Source organism: Ruegeria sp. CF5 (genome assembly GCF_056537325.1).
The window spans coordinates 365,132-383,305 of the sequence record NZ_JBQFRI010000003.1 but is presented as its reverse complement, the minus strand read 5'-3'; the positions used below and the strand labels follow the sequence as shown (position 1 = coordinate 383,305).

Below are 18,174 nucleotides of genomic sequence, written 5' to 3'. Positions count from 1 at the left end.
CTGACCCATCACCTTCCCCTCAATCTCGGATCCGCCAGCCTATAGCTCAGATCCGTCAGGATGTTGGCGATCACCACCATGAAGGATGCAAAGAACAGAACCCCCATGATCGTCGGATAGTCGCGGCGCAGAATGCTGTCGAACGCCAGCCGGCCCATACCCGGCCAGTTGAACACCGTCTCGACCAGCAGCGCGCCGGAGATCAGGTTGCCAAACTGCAAACCCGCCACCGTCAGGATCGGCAGCGCCGCATTCCTGAGCGCATGCTTGAACAGAACCGTGCGTTCTGAGGCCCCTTTGGCCCGCGCCGTCCGGATATAATCCGACCCCAGAACCTCAAGCATCGATGCGCGCGACAGCCGCGCGTATTGTGCCAGATAGATAATGGCCAGCGTAAAGGCGGGCAGCACCAGATGATGCAACAAGTCCAGCGTTTTCACGAAAATCGAGGCATCACGCACACGGACCGACAGCATCCCCTCGACCGGAAAGATCGGCAGAACGCTTGCGAAAAGGATGATCAGCATGATCCCGGTCCAGAACACCGGCACCGCATAGCCGATCGTGGCAAAGACTGAGACAAACGCGCTCATGACACCGTTCGGTTTACGCGCCGCAATCACACCAAAAAACACGCCAATGATGATCGACATGATCTGTGCAGTAATCACCAGCAGGATCGTCGGTCCGATCCGCTGCCCGATCAGAGTCGTTACCGGCTGATTGAAAAAGAAACTTTCGCCCAGATCGAACCGGGCAACGTTAGCTATGTAGATACCCAACTGGGCCAGCACGGGTTTGTTCAGCCCATACTCCTCACGGATGCTTTCAAGCATCTCTTCCGTTGCTCCGCCCATCTCGCCCGCGATAACGACCGCCGGATCACCCGGTGCCAGACGGATCAACAGGAAGTTCAGGACAACGACCCCCAGCATCAGCAGGAGGCCATAGAACAAGCGTCTTATCAGGTAGGTTCCGTCCATGGTGCCTCGGGGTTAGGGGCAAAGCGCAGCCGCTTCGCCCCTGTTGTCAGATTGACAGGTTATTCAGACCACTCGACCGTATCCAGCGGGTGCGCGGCACCCCAGATGCCAACGGGCGCGTTCTGAATCTTCTTGTCATAGGCTGTGTGATACGGCAGCGCGTTGATCCAGTAGATTGGCAAATCGGCTGCAACCATCTGCTGGAATTCGCCATACAGTTCCTTGCGCTTGTCCGGGTCGGCCTCGACCGCCGCAGCATTCAGAACCTCGTCCACCTTCTCGTTGCAATACTGCTGCGTGTTCGACCAGATCACACCGGGTTTGATGTTCGAGCACAGGTATGTCCGGTGTACACCGATGACCGGATCGCCCCAGTTGAACACAATATCCATGGTCAGATCAAAGTCGTGCCCGCCTACTCGTCCCGCCCAGGTCGGGAAATCCGGCGCCGCACGTACTTCAAGTTCGATGCCGATCTTTTTGAGCTGGGACTTCATGTACTCAGCCATCGACTGCTGCTGTTCTTTCGGTCCCGGAATATAGTCGATGGTCAGTGACATGCCATCGGCATAGCCCGCTTCGGCCATCAGTGCCTTGGCCTTGTCCAGATCGACATCATAGGTTGGAATCGTATCATCAAAGAACGGCGATCCTTCGATGATCGGCCCCCGCTGCGGGGTGGATACACCACGATGAAGGGCTTTGGTGATGAAATCGCGATCGACGGCATAGGCAATTGCCTGACGTACCCGCACATCCTTGAGTTTTTCAGATCCGGTGTTGAAGGCCAGCCAGTTGATCGGGCCAATGGCCGCATACCCGTCAGTCGTCAACTCAAGATGCTCGGCATCGCCAAGACGTTTGATCTCGGTGCTCGTTCCCATGAACGGATAGATATCCGCTTCGCCGTTTTCCATGGCGATCAGCAGGGCCGAAGGGTCCTTGATGATGCGGACGATAATCTCATCCAGCTTGGGGCGACCGTCCATGAAGAAGTTCGGGTTTTTCTTCAGCACAACCGTTTCACCCGCGACGAATTCGTCCAGCATGAAGGGTCCTGACCCGACGGGCGCCGAGTTTGCCGGGTGCGATTTCACATCCTGCCCGTCACCGTAGACATGCTTGGGAATAACCGGTGCAAGTGCCGGGGACAGCGCCAGAAGAAGCGCGGGATGAGGTTGGCTCAGCTTGATGACAGCTGTGTGCTCGTCCGGGGTTTCGACAGATTCGACGGGGGCGAACATGGATTTGAATGGATGATTTTCCTTAATCGTCATGATCGAGAACGCCACGTCCTCGGACGTTACCGGCTCACCATCATGGAAGGTTGCGTTCTGTACCAGATTCAGCGTGACGCTCAGCCCATCCTCGCTGACATCCCAGCTTTCAGCCAGATAGGGCTGCGGCTCCCAGTTTTCGTCATAGCGCAGCGGAGACGCAAAAATCTGGGTAGATGGCAAAGCCGTAGCAATTCCAGACTGCACCGCACCGTTCAAGTGGCGCGGCACCTGTGACGAGGCAATCACCAGCGATCCCCCTTCGGCAAAGGCCGGGGCCGCCGGCAGTGTTAATGCAGCTACGCTCACCGCGCCCATCAGGCGTGTCATCCAGTTCATATATTTACCTCCCATACGGCTCTTTGACCTAATTAAAATGAGGTTAGCGAGGAACAATGTTCTAGAAAACAGTGTTTTGTGTTTTGAAAAACCTTATTTTATGCACTTATCGTGCTTCAGGTTTTAACAACAAATGATCAAACGCCCCTTCTTTTGTCAGCTCCTGAGCTATCTTTTTGACCGCATTCACGATCGCCGATCCTTCCAGCGCCGCGACATAAGCTACGCCAAATTCCGGCGCGGATGCCGCGTCTTCGATCGGCACGGCATAATAACCGTTGCGCCCGTCACGGTCATTCGGACCACATATATTGAGGATCGAATACCCAAAGTTACTGGCAACCAGCCCACGCAGAACCGAGCTGGACTTGGTCGAGTGCACAACGTTTGGCTCCAGCCCCAAAGCCTCGAAAAGGGACCGGAAATAGGTCTTTGTCGCGGACAGGTCCAAAAGGACCATGGGCAACGGCGCCAGCTCTCGCAAACTGACAGATGATTTGTGCGCAAGCGGGAAGTTTTCAGGAAGCAGCGCCCACGGGTGCGCATCGAACAGGTGATCAAAGGGTAAATTGCGCACAGGGTCGCGAGCATAGGTCAGCGCCAGATCCACCGACCCATCCAACAAAAGATCGGTCATCTTGTCGATATCACCTTCGGCCAGATCAATTCGAATCCCCGGATATTCCTGAGCGATGCGAGACAGGATAGGTGGCAACACATATGGCGCAGACGGAGCGTAACAGCCCAGCCTCAGCATCCCGGTCGGGTTGCCCGTAATGGACATCAGGTCCGCTTCAAAGATACGCGCCTGCTCCAGAAACGTCGCGACCCGCTCACCCACCTGCTTTCCGGTCTGGGTTGGTACAATACCCTTGGCGGGCACACGCCGAAACAGGTCGGTATCAATGCTGCTTTCGATCACGTCTATTGCCGCGGTAATCGACGATTGGGAAATATTCATCTCCTGCGCGGCCTTTGCGATCGATCCGCATCGCAGCGCAGCATCGAAGTAGCGCAGCTGCTTGAGGGTAAAGTTCATTCCATTCCCCTAATTTTGCAGGCAATGAGTGTCACTAATTACATTTTACAGATTATTTGATCCGAGTTAACTCCTTTCTTCGAACAAGGAGGCCAGGATGTCAGAGATAACTGTTTTCGCCGCAAAAAAGATTCTCACTATGGACCCGAACCGGTCAGTCGCGACGCATGTCGCTGTGCAGGACGGGAAAATTCTTGCGGTGGGCGGGGCTGACTGCGCCGATGCCTGGGGATCTGTAACGCACGACGATCAGTTCTCTGACGCGATTTTGATGCCCGGATTTGTCGAAGGTCATGCCCACATGATGGCGGGGGCCATGTGGCGGTTTGCTTATGCCGGATACCACGACCGGATCGATCCGCAGGGCAAGTTGCACAAGGGTATGACGGATATTGAAACGGTCATTTCCCATCTTCGTGAGCAGGTTGCATCCCTTGATGAAGGCCAGCCTCTGGTCGCGTGGGGCTTTGATCCAATTTTCCTGCCGACAGAACGTTTGAACCGGTATCATCTGGACCAGATTGCCGATGACAGACCGGTTCTGGTGTTGTTTTCCAACCTGCATCTGATGTGTGCAAACTCTTGCGCGCTGGAAATGGTTGAATACTCCCGTGAAACAAATGTCGAAGGCGTAGTCAAAGGCCCGGATGGCGAGCCCACGGGCGAGCTGCAGGAAGCGGCTGCGATGTTCCCGCTGATGTGGCGCACGGGTGTGGACTTCCGGTCGCTGGTCCAGAACGAAGCGGCGGTTCGCACCTATGCGGATGTCTGTCGCCATGCCGGCGTGACGACCGTGACGGATTTGTATTCGCAGATGGAAGACGAGGACGTTGCCGAGTTCGCACGTATCGTAGCAGACCCGTCCTTTGGCGTCCGCATTGTCCCGACACTTGCCGCGGTCGGCGCCCCACCAGAAGATCTGGTTGCCCGCGCTTCGGAACTGGGCAAGAAATCCACCGATAAACTAAGGCTTGGGGCCGTCAAACTGATGACGGACGGCTCGATTCAGGGCTGGACCGCGCGAGTAAAATGGCCCGGTTATGTGGGCGGACAGCCGAACGGCATCTGGAATACGCCGCCTGAGGGCATCTTTGCCCTGTGCGAAGCGTTTCAGAAGGGTGGGGTTCAGATGCACATCCATACCAACGGAGACGAAGCTTCCGCCGTGGCGCTGGACGCTTTGGAAGCCGCTGCGCAGAAACATCCCTGGGCCGGGGCCAGACATGTCCTTCAGCATTGCCAGATGATGGGCGCGGATCAGTTCCGGCGCAGCGCCGAATTGGGTGTGTGTACCAATCTGTTCTCCAATCACATCTGGTATTTCGGAGACCAGCACGCTGCCCACACGATTGGCGAAGACCGCGCCTGCCGCATGAACGGTGCCCGGGCTGCATTGGATGCTGGTGTCAACATTGCCTTGCACTCGGACGCGCCCATTACGCCAATGGCACCCTTGTTTACCGCATGGTGCGCGGTGAACCGCCAGACCATGACGGGCCGCACGCTGGGCGCTGAACAGTGTATCACGGTGGATGAGGCCCTGTACGCCATCACATTGGGCGCGGCCTATACTCTGAAACTGGACGGTGAGGTCGGTTCGATCGAAACCGGAAAGGTGGCGGACTTTGCCGTTCTGGGCGATGACCCAACCGCGGTTGATCCGATGGCGTTGAAAGACGTGCCGGTTCTGGGGACCGTCTCGGGCGGGCGTGTGAACCTGATATGAGCCGCCTGCCTTTAACGGTGATCAGTGGCTATCTGGGCGCTGGCAAGACAACGCTGATCAACCGTGTGCTGGCCGAAGATCACGGCCTAAGGCTGCTGGTCATGGTCAATGACTTTGGCGCAATCAACATCGACGAAGCACTGATTGCCTCTGCCGGTGACGACACGATCTCGCTGACCAATGGCTGCGTCTGCTGCACGATGGGAGCGGACTTGTATCTTGCTCTGGGTGATGTTCTGAAACTGGAACAGCGCCCGGACCACCTGTTGATCGAGGCCAGTGGCGTTGCTGATCCGGCCGCCATTGCCAATGCCGCCAAGGCCGAACCGCAGCTTAGCTATGGCGGGATCGTCACGCTTGTAGACGGTCTGAATGCCGCTGAACTTCTGCGGGATCCGATGATTGCCCCACAAGTACAGCAACAGATGCGGGTGGCTGATTTGCTGGTTCTTACCAAAACGCCCGAACCGTCGGCGGATTTGATGTCAGCCCTGAACAAAAACGACCTGAAACGCCCCATCTCGCTTGAACAGGAAGCCCCCGCTTCGCCAATTTTGTTCGGCGTCACGCCAAAACCCGGGCTTCAACCCTCTGTGCCGCACCCTGCATATGTCAGATGGCATCACTCCGATCCGGCGCCACTGAGCTATGCGGAACTGAAAGAAAAGCTCTCTGACCGACCCGCTGGCCTTTATCGTCTCAAAGGCTTTGTGTCGGGCCCGGACGGTCTGTTCGAGGTCCACGTGGTCGGGCGGCACACTGATATCCGTAAGGCTTCGAAACAGAGCGCAGGACTTGTTGGTCTGGGGCTGGCGGGCCGCATCACTTCTGATGAGCTTGGCAATTGGTGGGAGAGTTGACTCTCTTATTCGGTACATTCGTACAATTTTTTGTTTGAATTCTCACCGTCACGTAGTAGCACTGGCGAAGTCAACATCAGGAGACTCGCCTTGTCCTTCATCACAGACCGTCGGCAACTCGATTTCTTGCTCTATGAAATGCCGGGTTTTGAACAGCTACTGGAACACCCAAGGTTCAGAGCGTTCGACCGTTCCGCCGCAGATCAGATATTGGACACTGCCCAGGCCATCGCAGAGGAGAAGTTTCTGCCCTTCGCCGCCGAGGCCGACAGCAACGAGCCCTATTTTGAGGACGGCAAGGCGATCGTACCGGCATCTACCGCCAGCGCCCTGTCCGCCTATGCCGAAGCCGGATTTTTCGCGCTGCCCTTTGCCGAAGAAATTGGCGGCCTGCAGGCGCCGTGGGTGTTGCATATGGCCGTCAGCGGCATGTTCAACGCCGCCAACCTGCCGGTCACCAATTACGCGACATTGACGATTGCAGCGGCAAACCTATTGAACACACACGGGTCCGAGGCACTGAAAGAGCAGTACCTGCCGCAAATGCTGGCCGGGCAGTGGTACGGTACGATGTGCCTGTCCGAGCCGCAGGCCGGTTCATCGCTGGCCGATATCCGCACGACGGCAACCCCTGATGATCAGGGCGGTTATAAAATCCGTGGAACCAAGATGTGGATTTCGGGCGGCGAACAGGAAATCTCGGGCAACATCGTTCACATGGTGTTGGCCAAAATACCGGGCGGCCCGAAGGGGACAAAGGGAATCTCGTTGTTTCTCGTGCCCAAATACCGGCTGGATGAGGCGGGTAATCCGGGCGCTCGCAATGACATCACTCTGGCTGGTCTCAATCACAAGCTGGGGCAAAGGGGCACAACGAATTGCCTGCTGAATTTCGGCGACGGTGACGACTGCCACGGGTATCTGATCGGCGAACCCCATCGCGGGCTGGAATACATGTTCCACATGATGAACGAGGCCCGCATCGGGGTCGGCACATCCGCCATCATGTCAGCCTTGGGCGGCTATCTTTATTCAGCGGGCTATGCCCGGACGCGGCCGCAGGGTCGCGGGCTCAGCGATCGTAATCCTGAACAGCCGCAGGTGCCGATCATCGAACACACCGATATCCGGCGTATGCTGATGGCGCAGAAGGTCGCTGTCGAAGGGGCGATGGCCCTTAGCTTGTATTGCGCGACGATTGTGGACCGTCTGAACCTGTCCGAAGACAGCACCGAGCAAAAGGATCTGTCGGATCTGCTTGGCCTGCTGACCCCGATCGTAAAGTCTTGGCCGTCAGAGCATTGCCTAGAAGCGAACAAATGGGCGATCCAGATTCTGGGTGGCTATGGCTACACCCGCGACTATCCGGTTGAGCGTCTGTATCGCGACAACCGCCTGAACCACATCCACGAAGGGACCTTCGGCATTCAGGGCCTTGATCTGGTGCGCCGCAAGATCGGAGGAGATCGGGGCCGTTCACTGTCGCTTTTGCTGCAAAACGTGAACGAAACCATCGCGCAGGCCAAGGAAACGCAGGAACTAAAAAGCGCGGCAGACACCCTGTCGGGCGCGGTTGAGACGTTGCAGGCAACCGTTAAGGCGCTTCATGAATGCCCGGATGTGGAAACGCAGCTGGCAAACGCCACGCTGTTTCTGGACGGAATGGGGACCGTCGTTATCGGCTGGATGTGGCTGCGGCAGGCGCAAGTCGCCAGCGACAAGCTGAAAGACACAGGCTGCAGCGATACGGACCGGATTTTCTATCAGGGTAAACTGAGCGCCTGCCAGTACTTCATGCGCTACAACCTGCCGATTGCACTGTGCCACCTGAAGCTATGCGCAGAGCTGGACACCACATGTTTGGACGCCGCCGGGGACATCTTCTGACAACTGTAATAACCGAGGGCCGAGGCACAGGGATTGGACATCTCATTGCCTCGGTCTCTGATACCGTGTGCCCGTCAGACCTCCATCCATTCTCGCCGGATGTCCGCACGTTCCCGCAACTCTTGCGGCGTGCCTTCGTAAACCACCCTTCCATGTCCCATGACATAGACGCGATCCGCGATATCCAGCGCGATCGACAGTTTCTGCTCGACCAGCAAAATCGAGATGCCGCGCTTTGCAATCTCCTGCAAAAGATCACCCACGCGCCGCACCATCTGCGGCGACAAGCCTTCGGTCGGCTCATCGATCATGATCAGGTCCGGATCACCCATCAATGTCCGGCACATGGTCAGCATCTGTTGCTCGCCACCTGACAGCACCGATGCCTCGACATCCGCCCGTCTTTCCAGATTGTCGAACATGTCGAACATGTCCTGTATCGACCAGCGGCCCTGCCCATCCTTCTGACCGGGCTTGAGACCCAGCATCAGGTTCTGCCTAGTCGTGAGGCCCGGAAATATGTCCCGATTTTCAGGGACATAACCAATGCCCATTTTGGCTATCTCATATGGTTTACGACCGGCAATCTCCTGCCCCTTGAACCGAACAGAGCCCTGAGGCGACGCTTCGCCCATGACCGCTTTGCATGTGGTCGAACGCCCCACGCCATTGCGCCCCAAAAGCGCAACGATCTGACCCTCGTCAACTGAAAGATTGACGCCTTGCAGGATATGCGACTTGCCATAATAAGCGTGCAGATCGGTGACGTTCAGCATCAATGCTCTACCTCCAGCGCCTCGCCCAGATAGGCCTCTTGCACCAGCGGGTCTGCGCGCACCTCTTCGGGTTTGCCGGTGGCAATGATTTCGCCATAGACCAGCACGGAAATCCGGTCGGCAAGATCGAATACAACCCCCATGTCGTGTTCCACCATTATCAGGGTTTTGTCCTTGGTCACCTTGCGGATCAAATCGACAATATAGTCCGTCTCGGAATGGCTCATGCCTGCTGTCGGCTCATCAAGCATGATCACATCTGCGCCTCCGGCAATCGTGATCCCGATTTCCAGTGCGCGTTGTTCGGCATATGACAGAACGCCAGCCGCCAGATCCCGGCGCGTCGTCAGGTTGATGCTGTCCAGAATTTCATCGGCTGCTTCGGTAAGATATCGCGACCGGCCTAACATGTGCCAGAAGGAATATCTGTATCCGCTGGACCAAAGAAGCGAACAGCGCACGTTTTCAAAAACGCTCATGTTCGGGAAGATATTGGTGATCTGAAAAGAGCGGCTAAGTCCCATGCGATTGATCTGAAATGGGGCCAGTCCCTGCAGGTCCTTGCCATGCAGGCAGATGGTGCCACTGGTTTTCGGAAACCGGCCCGTGATCAGATTGAACAGCGTCGATTTCCCGGCACCATTTGGTCCGATAATTGCGTGACGCTCTCCTTTTTCAATACTCAGGTTCGCGCCCCTGATGATCTCACTTTTGCCAAAGCTCTTGCGCAGATCGACGATGTCCAGTGCGGCGGTCACGATGCACCTCCGATATCCGGCGTATTGGCGGTGTGCCAGCTTTCCATCAAAGCCGGGGTACTGCGACGGGCCAGCCAAAGTCCTATAGTTGCGACACTGGCGGCGATGATCCACGGCAACACGGAATGTGCATCCACGCTCAGCCAATACAAGCGGAACACGGATTCACCAATGGCAGCGTGACGCAGGTGAAAAGTCAGCTCGACCAGAGCGATAAGCCCGAAAATGCCAAGTACCGCTGGCAGCAAGGTACGGATATAGGGCTTTAACAGAAGTCCGGCTTTGCCCAACCGGATCGGTGTGGCGTGCATCATCAAAACCCCTGCCAGCCCGCCGGGGAAATACATTACTGTCAGAACAAAAAGCACCCCAAGGTAAAGTTGCCAGAGCTCAGTCTGAAGGCTCAGCACCGTCTGCAGAAGCGTAAAGATGACCGCGCCGATGATCGGCCCGAAAAAGAAACTGGTACCACCTAGGAATGTAACCAATAGGATTGTTCCGGATTGCGCCAGATTCAGGTTTTCCTCGGTCACGATCTCATAGTTGATTGCGAACAGCGCACCTGCGACGCCGCAGAAAAAACCCGACGCCACGAAGGAATAGAACCTGACCCAGCGCGCTGAATATCCCACGAACTCGGCTCGTTCCGGGTTGTCGCGAACCGCATTGGCCATCCGTCCGACCGGCGTGTGCGAAAACAGGTACATCAGCAACGCCGACAGCAGCAGCCAGAACACCGTCAGATAATAGACGTTGATCTGATACAGGAACTCGATGCCAAAGACCGGCAGTCCATAGGTTCGATCGCCGCTGATACCTTCCTCGCCGCCAAAGAACGCAACGATGATCACCGAGCAAGCCGCGATCATTTCCCCGACACCAAGGGAAATCATCGCAAAAACCGTTCCGGCCTTGCGGGTCGAGAATGACCCGACGATCAGGGCCAGCCCCATGCCGAACAATCCGCCGAAAACCGGCAAGAGCGGCAGTGGCAGCGGAAGTGCGGTTTCCTCGACATAGTTCATGAGGTGAACGCATAAAAACCCGCCAACGCCCATATAGACCGCATGGCCAAAAGACAGCATTCCCCCCTGACCCAGCAACATGTTGTAGGCCAGCGCAAAGATAATGGTGATGGCCATCTGATTCATGATGGTGATGGCGCTGTTTGATGCCACAAGATAAGGCAGCAGCAGCAGGAAAACCGCTGAAACCACCCAAGGCACAACCGACCTTGATGACGCGCTGATGCGCCGGGGCGATACTGTGCTTTGGGTCATGATTCTCTCTTTCCAAGCAGACCCTGCGGGCGGAAGACAAGTATCAGCACCATCAGGATGTATGGCAGGATCGGCCCGATCTGAGGCAGCGTCAGCGACCACAGGTCACGCAGTGCGCTGGTTCTCATGTCCTCGGGTTGTTCCAACCCTACAAAGGTCAGCAGGTCGGCCATGGCCAGATCGTATGAAGTTGCAAAGGTCGTGAGCCACCCGATCAGCAGCGACGCGACCAACGCCCCCGCCAGCGAACCCAGACCGCCAATCACAATCGTGACGAAAACGATCGACCCCAACACCACGGCCATACCCGGAAAGGTCCCCAGAACCGGCCCTGCGATCACTCCGGCCACACCAGCCAGTGCCGTCCCGACACCGAAAACTCCCATAAAGACCAATGGAACGTTGTGCCCCAACGACTCGACCGTTTTGGGGTGGCTGAGCGCTGCCTGGATAATCAACCCGATGCGGGTGCGCGTCAGTACGTAGAGAAGCGCCAGGAAAATCGCCATCGAGACGAAGATCATGAAAACCTTGTAGGCGGGGATCGAATTCCCGGCGATGGAAAACAGGGTGAATTGCAGCGCCTCTGGCGTGGTATAGGGCATTTGCGATTTGCCCCAGACAAACTGCACCGCCTCTTCGATCAGCAGGGCCAGACCAAAGGTAAAAATCAACTCCGGCACGTGGCCGTACTGATGAACACGGCGCAACCCATATCTTTCGACCAGAGCGCCCAGAATACCGACCAGTGGCGGCGCAATCAAAAGCCCCATCCAGAAACCGACATATGTGCTGATCTGATAAGCAAAGTATGCGCCCAACATATAGAAACTGGCATGGGCAAAGTTCAGCACACCCATCATCGAAAAGATGAGTGTCAGCCCGGCAGACAACATGAACAGCAGCAAGCCTGTTACCAGCCCGTCAATCAGATTGACGACGATCAACTCCATATCCGCCTCGTTTTGATGATGTGCAGGCTACCGCCCCACCGGAAAGGCGGGACGGCGTGACCAGAGTATCAGGGGCGTTTCATCTCGCAGGTCGTCGGGCTGTCCAGACCGGCCATTTCAACCTTGTCTTCCGAAACAAGACCATAACCTGAACCGTCATAGTCATTTGTTATGCCATCGTTGGTGTGGGCGAAAATGTGAACGTCCTGAATGGCCTGATGATCCTGCTCGCGGATCTTGATCTTGCCGCCCCAGATCGAGTCGTGCTCCATCCCTTCAAGGGCGGTGGCAATGGCCGCAACATCCGTGTCGCTGCCTGCGTCGTTTATCGCGCGGGCCAGCATCTCGACCACGCTGGTGATCCGGGGGTGAAGCAGATCGGAGTCCGGATACTTGGCCTTGAATGCGTCGACATAGGCACCTGCCCGATCGGACACCGCCGGATTAAGCTGTCCCTCTCCGACGATTTTCAATGATCCTTCGCCGGCTTCACCAAATGCGGCTGTGATGCCATCACCAAAGGCATAGTATGTATAGATCGGGCCATCATAGCCGTTTTCCAGCACGGACTTGCCCAGGTTGAGCATATCGGTTCCCCAATTGCCCGTGATGATGACATCGGCATCCGAGGCAACGATCTTGCGGGCATAAGGGGTGAAATCCTTTACCTTGCCAATGGGGTGCAACTCGTTGCCAACGATTTCGATATCGGGGCGCTTCTGTTCCAGATAGCTGACCGCGCCATCGGCGACTGCCTTACCGAAACTATAATCCTGCCCGATGATGTAGACCTTTTTGATGTCCTGATTGTCTGCGATCACGTCGGTCAGACTGTCCATCTTCAGATCGGCATGAGCATCGAAACGGAAGTGCCAGAAGCTGCATTTGTCATTGGTCAGAACCGGATCGACAGCGGCATAGTTGAGGTAGATGACGCGATCATCCGGATTGCGCCGGTTGTGCTTGTCGATGGCCTCAATCAGAGCGTTCGCAACGCCCGAGGACGTGCCCTGAATGATGATCCGGATACCTTGGTCAATGGCGACCTGAAGCTGTATCAGGGACTCTTTCGGGCTGATCTTGTTGTCAAAAGGAACGATCTCGATCTCTTTGCCCAAAACGCCGCCTTGTTTGTTCACCAGTTCATCAACGGCAAACTTGTACTGCGACAGCGCCTGCTGGCCCGATCCGGCAAAGGGTCCCGAAAGCGGGTCGATGAAAGCGACCTTTACGGACTCGCTCAGCGCTGCGCCAGCGCTGAGCGCCAACGCCAGCAAAGTTCCCGTACCGAGCTTTGAAAATTTCTTCATCTAATCCTCCCACAAGGCAAATAGTCGATCTCGTCAGCTCAAGCCTCACACAGGAAAATTGCGATTACTTGTATTTAGATGCTGAATGTTTGCCTTGGGGGTCTGCCTTATTGCAGAGTTTCGCGCAATACCTTGCGATTCAGCTTTCCGACCGCCGTTTTGGGGATTTCGTCAAGGAAGATGATCCGTTGGGGTTTCTTGTATGATGCAACCTTTTCAGCCACATGCCCAATCAGCTCTGCCGGATCAGGGTCGTGCCCATCCCGGCGCACGACCGCCGCGGTCACGGCCTCGACCCATTTATCATCCTTCAATCCGACAACCGCGCATTCCAGAACGGCCGGGTGTGAGATCAGGATATCCTCGATTTCGCGCGGATAGACATTGTAGCCCCCGGTGATGATCATGTCCGAGGTCCGGTCCTTTAGGTGCAGAAAGCCCCTGTCATCAAATACACCGACATCCCGTGTGCGCAGCCAACCGCCATCCATGAACGTTTCAGCGTTTAGGTCAGGCGCGTTGAAGTAGCCCTTCATCATCATGGGCCCCCTCACCGCGATCTCCCCCGGTTCACCTTTGGGCGTATCGTTTCCGTCTTCGTCCACAAGCCGGATTTCCACATCCGGCGAAGGCCTGCCACATGCGCCAAGCAAATCGTCATCGAGGTGATGGTGTGGTTGCAGATTGGCGAGCCACATCGGGCATTCCGTCTGCCCGTAATACTGCTGGAATTTATCTGCCCCCCACAAGCCCATCGCCTTCTTGATAACGGGTCGGGGCATCGGTGACGCGCCGTAGATCACGCGGCGCAATCGACTGACATCGATCTGTGCGAATTTGGGGTTCTCCAACAGCATCTGCATCATCGTGGGAACCATGTTGATCGAAGTGACTTCTTCGCGTTCGATCAGGTCCAGATACTCATCCGGCTCAAAGGCTGACATGATGACCGCTTTGCCGCCCCGCAACCAGAACGGAAGAACAAACACTCCGCTCGCATGGATCAGCGAAGCCGCGTGCAGCATGACATCGTCCTGTCGGATATTTAAGTTCAACAGCATGTTGAGGCAAATACCGGCATAGGACCCCTGTGTATGCTGGGCAGCCTTCAAGGTACCGGTAGTACCTGACGTGAATGTGGTAAGTACGACATCTTCCGGCGATACATTGATGCCCGGAGCATCCGGGCTGAAGTTCGGGGCCTCGGCCAGCAGATCTTTCCCACCGCCTGCATTGCTGCCGATCCCGTGGCAGACCAGTCCAGGGATCAAATCCTGCAATTCCGCCGCGCGCTCTGCCAGATCGGGGCCATAGAGTAGCGTCGTCGCGCCGGTTTCCCGCAGCATTTTCTGGTGTTCCACAGCGGACAGGCGCGAGTTGAGCGGCACGCGGTTCACGCCGCTTTTGACGCAGGCGAAATCAACCGGAACGCTGTTGAGCCCGTTGTTGATTAGCAGCGCGACCATGTCACCCTTCTTTACGCCCTCGGCGATCAGGCCATGGGCCAGTTGATTGGCAAGTGTGTCTACCTCATAAAAAGTGCGGCTCTCTCCTCCAAATACCAGCGCCGTGCGGTCTCCGTGAAACGTCGCACCTTCTGCTATCAGATCGCGATAGGTCTTCATGTCGAATCCTCCCTGTGTCCGCCTCAGCTGAGATCTTTGAAGCTGCCGTGACGACCAGCCCCGTCGGAAAAGCGTTTTGCCCCGGGTATCGCCTCGTCAAAAACGATCTGGTAGCCCCCGGCGCCCTCCTGCGCCAAGGCATCGGCCAGATCGCAGTCCCACTGCTGATAAGCCGACATCCGATCCGCCCTCATGCATGCTTGTGGAAATTCGGCGATCTGGTGTGCAATTTCATGTGCAGCCGCCAGCGCCTGACCTTTGGGTACGACGCGGTTCGCCAAGCCGATCTGCCTGGCCTCTGCCGCATCTACCGGGCGGCCGGTCAGGATCATGTCCATGGCGACCCCCTGACCGACAATACGCGGCAGACGTACAGTGCCGCCGTCGATCAGCGGTACCCCCCAACGACGGCAGAACACGCCAAAGACTGCGTCCTCTTCGGCAACGCGCATGTCGCACAGCAACGCCATCTCCAGCCCGCCGGCGACTGCATATCCCTGAACCGCGCCGATCATCGGCTTGCTCAGCAGCATCCGGGTTGGTCCCATAGGACCGTGATCCCTGCCTGTTGGCTCAATATGGCAGCGTAGTTCCGGATCACCGATCGCCTTGAGATCCCCTCCTGCGCAGAAGGTATCGCCCGCACCTGCCAGAACGGCCACACGCATGGTGTCGTCGTTCTCGAACCGCTCGAACGCAGCTTTCAGCGCAGCCGCAGTGGGCCGGTCAACTGCGTTGCGCCGTTCCGGTCGGTTGATCGTGATTGTGCAGACAGGACCATCGGTTTCGAAAAGGACCAGATTTTCCGCCATGGGTTCCTCTTTCAACTTATTATATATTTCATGCTGCATCTATTTCGGCTACAATGTGTAATATCACATCGTGAGTCAACAATGGTTTCTTTTGGTAATATCTTGCGCTCTGAATTGGCCGCGCCCGAGGCAGTTTTGGACATGCTGTCGAGTTGGGAGGGCAAGTGTCTTTCGGTTGGCGCGCTGTGTAAGGGTGGAACGCTTCTTGGCATCAGCGAACAGAGTATACGCGTGGCCCTGACCCGCCTTACACGGCAGGGAAAAGTAGAAAAGCTGGAACGTGGCCAGTACCGGCTCATCCCAGAAGGCAACAAGCTGTTGTCGGATGTTCACGGATGGTACGAAAACAGTCAGCGCGTTCTGCCATGGAACAAAGGCTGGATCGGCGTCTGTGACACAGCTGTGGCTCGCAGCCAGCGCACGATATGGCGACAGCATCAAAAGGCGATGAAACTTCGTGGGTTTCGCGCTTTGGACAGCGGGCTGTATCTGCGCCCGGACAATTTGCGGGGCGGACTCAGCCACTTGCGCACTGAGTTGTATCGGCTGGGTCTGGCCAGACAAGCAACCGTGTTTGGAATTGACGACCTTTCACCGGAAGATGAGGACGAGGCGCTTGCACTATGGGACGTCGATGTGCTGGAACGCCGGTATCGGGAGTTGATGAAAACTCTGACCGATAGTGAAGCTTCGCTGCCAGCAATGCGCAATGAGGACGCAGCCGCTGAAACATTGCTGGTCGGTCGCAACATCATCCGCACAGTAATCGAGGATCCGCTATTGCCGCGTGAGATGCTGCAAACGGATCAAAGGGATATTCTGGTGGAACGGACCAAAGCCTATCAGGCGAGGGCGCGCAAATTCTGGCACAAAATTCCGGAATTTGCGGCACTGGATCGCAATTCAGGCGACGTGTGAATCCCGCAAGGCCCGGCGCAAAATCTTGCCGACCGTGGATTTCGGCAACTCGTCCAGAACCCTGACTTCCTTGGGGATTTTATAGGCCGTCAAACCGGATTTGCAGTATTCCCGCACATCGTCCGGCGTCAGCGATACCCCCGGTTTCAGGGACACGTACAGCACAACTGCCTCGCCGGACCGTTCGTCAGGAACGCCAATTGCGGCGCATTCTGAGATGCCCTCGAGCTTGGCGGCATAAGCCTCGATCTCGGCCGGATAGACGTTGAAGCCCGAGACGATGACCATGTCCTTTTTCCGGTCCACGATGGACAGAAAGCCCCGCTGGTCAAACTCTCCGATATCGCCCGTGCGAAAGAATCCGTCCTTGGTAAAGACTTCGGCGGTTGCGTCGGGGCGGTTCCAGTAGCCTTTCATGACTTGCGGGCCGCGAATGCAAACCTCGCCACGGCCACCGATGGGAACGATGTTATCGTCATCGTCCAGCAGGATCATTTCAGTCGACGGTAACGGAACGCCGGAACTGGTCTTATAAACCTCATCCCGGAAGGGATTTGTCGATGCACAGGGCGAGGTTTCGGATAATCCGTAACCGTGATTGATGATGTTGCCGGTGACCGCATACCAATGCTCGGCCGTCGGTTTGTGCAGTGGCGCGCCACCGCTGAACGCCGAGTGCAATGCCGAAAAATCGCATTTCGCAAACTCAGGGTGCGCGGCAAGGCTGGCCCAAAGGGTGTTGACCCCGGTCGTCGCGGTGACGCGGCACGTGCGGTACACATCTACGATTTGGTCCAGATTGCGCGGGTCGGCGACCAGATGGTTTTCCGCACCAACGGATGCGAAAGTGATCAGGTTCAGCATCAAGGCAAAGACGTGGTACATCGGCAATGCCGTCACCACGACCTCCTGTCCCGGATTCAGGCAGTCCGGGAGCATCGCCTTGACCTGTTCGATATTGGCGACAAGGTTTCTGTTGGTCAGGATGGCGCCCTTGGATGGGCCGGTCGTACCGCCGGTGTATTGCAAAAAGATCGCATCATCACCGGTCAGCGTGGGTGGGTCGAACGGCAACCCACGCCCGATCTCCAGTGCTTGGGGCAGAGTGACAGCGTCGGACAATCCGGGATCAACGGGGGTCGCGTCATCGGGGTTCGAGCACGCGTCGCCCAGATCGGCCAGCACCACATGACGCACTGGCGTCTTGTCCATCACCTCGGCCAACGTGGCAGAGGACCCTGCGAAGGCCACGATGATCTCCACCCCGGCATCGTTCAGCTGATGCCGAAGCTCTTCCGGGGTGTAGAACGGGTTGACATTCACCTGAATTCCGCCAGCCCGAAGGATACCCAGCATGGCGATAGGAAAAGCCATGATATTGGGCGCCATCACCGCAACGCGGTCCCCTTTTTTGATCCCGAAACGGTCCTGCAGAAAAGCCGCAAAATCACGGGATAAGGCACCCCATTCCCGAAAACTCAGGGTTGATCCGGCGCTGATCAGTGCGGTTTTGTCACCATAGGTTTCAATGGCGTTGTCCAACACGTCTACTACGGACGCGTGAATATCCGGATCAATCTCGGCGGGAATTGAATCGCCGTACATTGTGAGCCAGGGCTTTTGCATATTCT

Annotated in this window: 15 protein-coding genes; 4 read left to right on the top strand and 11 right to left on the bottom strand. The window is 56.6% G+C overall.

Annotated elements, in window-relative coordinates; all coding sequences use genetic code 11:
* Positions 1-8 precede the first annotated feature (8 nt).
* The 3 genes from ACR0NW_RS11120 to ACR0NW_RS11110 all read right to left on the bottom strand — a co-directional run bounded on the left by ACR0NW_RS11120 (position 9) and on the right by ACR0NW_RS11110 (position 3,638).
* Positions 9-983, bottom strand: coding sequence for an ABC transporter permease (locus tag ACR0NW_RS11120; RefSeq protein ID WP_480791814.1), 975 nt, complete (start codon positions 981-983; stop codon positions 9-11).
* Between the two features lie 59 nt (positions 984-1,042).
* Complete coding sequence (locus tag ACR0NW_RS11115) at positions 1,043-2,599, bottom strand: ABC transporter substrate-binding protein (protein WP_170656808.1); 1,557 nt, start codon at positions 2,597-2,599, stop codon at positions 1,043-1,045.
* A gap of 106 nt (positions 2,600-2,705) precedes the next feature.
* Entirely contained in the window at positions 2,706-3,638 is a 933-nt protein-coding gene (locus tag ACR0NW_RS11110; protein WP_170656806.1) for a LysR family transcriptional regulator, read from the bottom strand.
* 97 nt (positions 3,639-3,735) lie between these two features.
* Between ACR0NW_RS11110 and ACR0NW_RS11105 the strand changes: the two genes are divergently transcribed.
* The 3 genes from ACR0NW_RS11105 to ACR0NW_RS11095 all read left to right on the top strand — a co-directional run bounded on the left by ACR0NW_RS11105 (position 3,736) and on the right by ACR0NW_RS11095 (position 8,111).
* Positions 3,736-5,364 carry an amidohydrolase gene (locus ACR0NW_RS11105; RefSeq protein WP_480791813.1) on the top strand — a complete coding sequence of 543 codons (1,629 nt, stop codon included), beginning with the start codon at positions 3,736-3,738 and terminating at the stop codon, positions 5,362-5,364.
* The gene (locus tag ACR0NW_RS11100) at positions 5,361-6,224 is read left to right on the top strand and encodes a CobW family GTP-binding protein (RefSeq protein ID WP_480791812.1); all 864 of its coding nucleotides are present in this window, start codon (positions 5,361-5,363) and stop codon (positions 6,222-6,224) included. Before ACR0NW_RS11105 ends, ACR0NW_RS11100 begins: the two co-directional genes overlap by 4 nt.
* 90 nt (positions 6,225-6,314) lie before the next feature.
* Positions 6,315-8,111, top strand: a complete 1,797-nt coding sequence (locus tag ACR0NW_RS11095; protein WP_480791811.1) for an acyl-CoA dehydrogenase — start codon at positions 6,315-6,317, stop codon at positions 8,109-8,111.
* Positions 8,112-8,185: 74 nt separating this feature from the next.
* Here the strand turns inward: ACR0NW_RS11095 and ACR0NW_RS11090 are convergent, their stop codons facing one another.
* The 7 genes from ACR0NW_RS11090 to ACR0NW_RS11060 form a co-directional block, all read right to left on the bottom strand.
* Positions 8,186-8,890, bottom strand: coding sequence for an ABC transporter ATP-binding protein (locus ACR0NW_RS11090; protein WP_480791810.1), 705 nt, complete (start codon positions 8,888-8,890; stop codon positions 8,186-8,188).
* Positions 8,887-9,645: an ABC transporter ATP-binding protein gene (locus tag ACR0NW_RS11085; RefSeq protein WP_480791809.1), complete on the bottom strand. Its 759-nt coding sequence runs from the start codon at positions 9,643-9,645 to the stop codon at positions 8,887-8,889. Before ACR0NW_RS11085 ends, ACR0NW_RS11090 begins: the two co-directional genes overlap by 4 nt.
* Positions 9,642-10,925 (bottom strand): branched-chain amino acid ABC transporter permease, encoded by a 1,284-nt coding sequence (locus ACR0NW_RS11080; RefSeq protein WP_480791808.1) that lies wholly within the window; start codon positions 10,923-10,925, stop codon positions 9,642-9,644. The genes ACR0NW_RS11085 and ACR0NW_RS11080 overlap by 4 nt, the downstream gene beginning before the upstream one ends.
* On the bottom strand, positions 10,922-11,878 hold the full coding sequence (locus ACR0NW_RS11075; RefSeq protein WP_480791807.1) for a branched-chain amino acid ABC transporter permease: 957 nt from the start codon (positions 11,876-11,878) through the stop codon (positions 10,922-10,924). The genes ACR0NW_RS11080 and ACR0NW_RS11075 overlap by 4 nt, the downstream gene beginning before the upstream one ends.
* A gap of 68 nt (positions 11,879-11,946) precedes the next feature.
* Positions 11,947-13,188, bottom strand: coding sequence for a branched-chain amino acid ABC transporter substrate-binding protein (locus tag ACR0NW_RS11070; protein WP_480791806.1), 1,242 nt, complete (start codon positions 13,186-13,188; stop codon positions 11,947-11,949).
* 107 nt (positions 13,189-13,295) lie between these two features.
* On the bottom strand, positions 13,296-14,813 hold the full coding sequence (locus ACR0NW_RS11065) for an AMP-binding protein (RefSeq protein ID WP_480791805.1): 1,518 nt from the start codon (positions 14,811-14,813) through the stop codon (positions 13,296-13,298).
* 23 nt (positions 14,814-14,836) lie between these two features.
* On the bottom strand, positions 14,837-15,625 hold the full coding sequence (locus ACR0NW_RS11060) for a crotonase/enoyl-CoA hydratase family protein (RefSeq protein ID WP_480791804.1): 789 nt from the start codon (positions 15,623-15,625) through the stop codon (positions 14,837-14,839).
* A gap of 81 nt (positions 15,626-15,706) precedes the next feature.
* Between ACR0NW_RS11060 and ACR0NW_RS11055 the strand changes: the two genes are divergently transcribed.
* Positions 15,707-16,543: a PaaX family transcriptional regulator C-terminal domain-containing protein gene (locus ACR0NW_RS11055; RefSeq protein ID WP_480791803.1), complete on the top strand. Its 837-nt coding sequence runs from the start codon at positions 15,707-15,709 to the stop codon at positions 16,541-16,543.
* Here the strand turns inward: ACR0NW_RS11055 and ACR0NW_RS11050 are convergent.
* On the bottom strand, positions 16,529-18,169 hold the full coding sequence (locus ACR0NW_RS11050) for an AMP-binding protein (protein ID WP_480791802.1): 1,641 nt from the start codon (positions 18,167-18,169) through the stop codon (positions 16,529-16,531). The two genes, ACR0NW_RS11055 and ACR0NW_RS11050, sit on opposite strands and share 15 nt — an antisense overlap.
* Positions 18,170-18,174 lie beyond the last annotated feature (5 nt).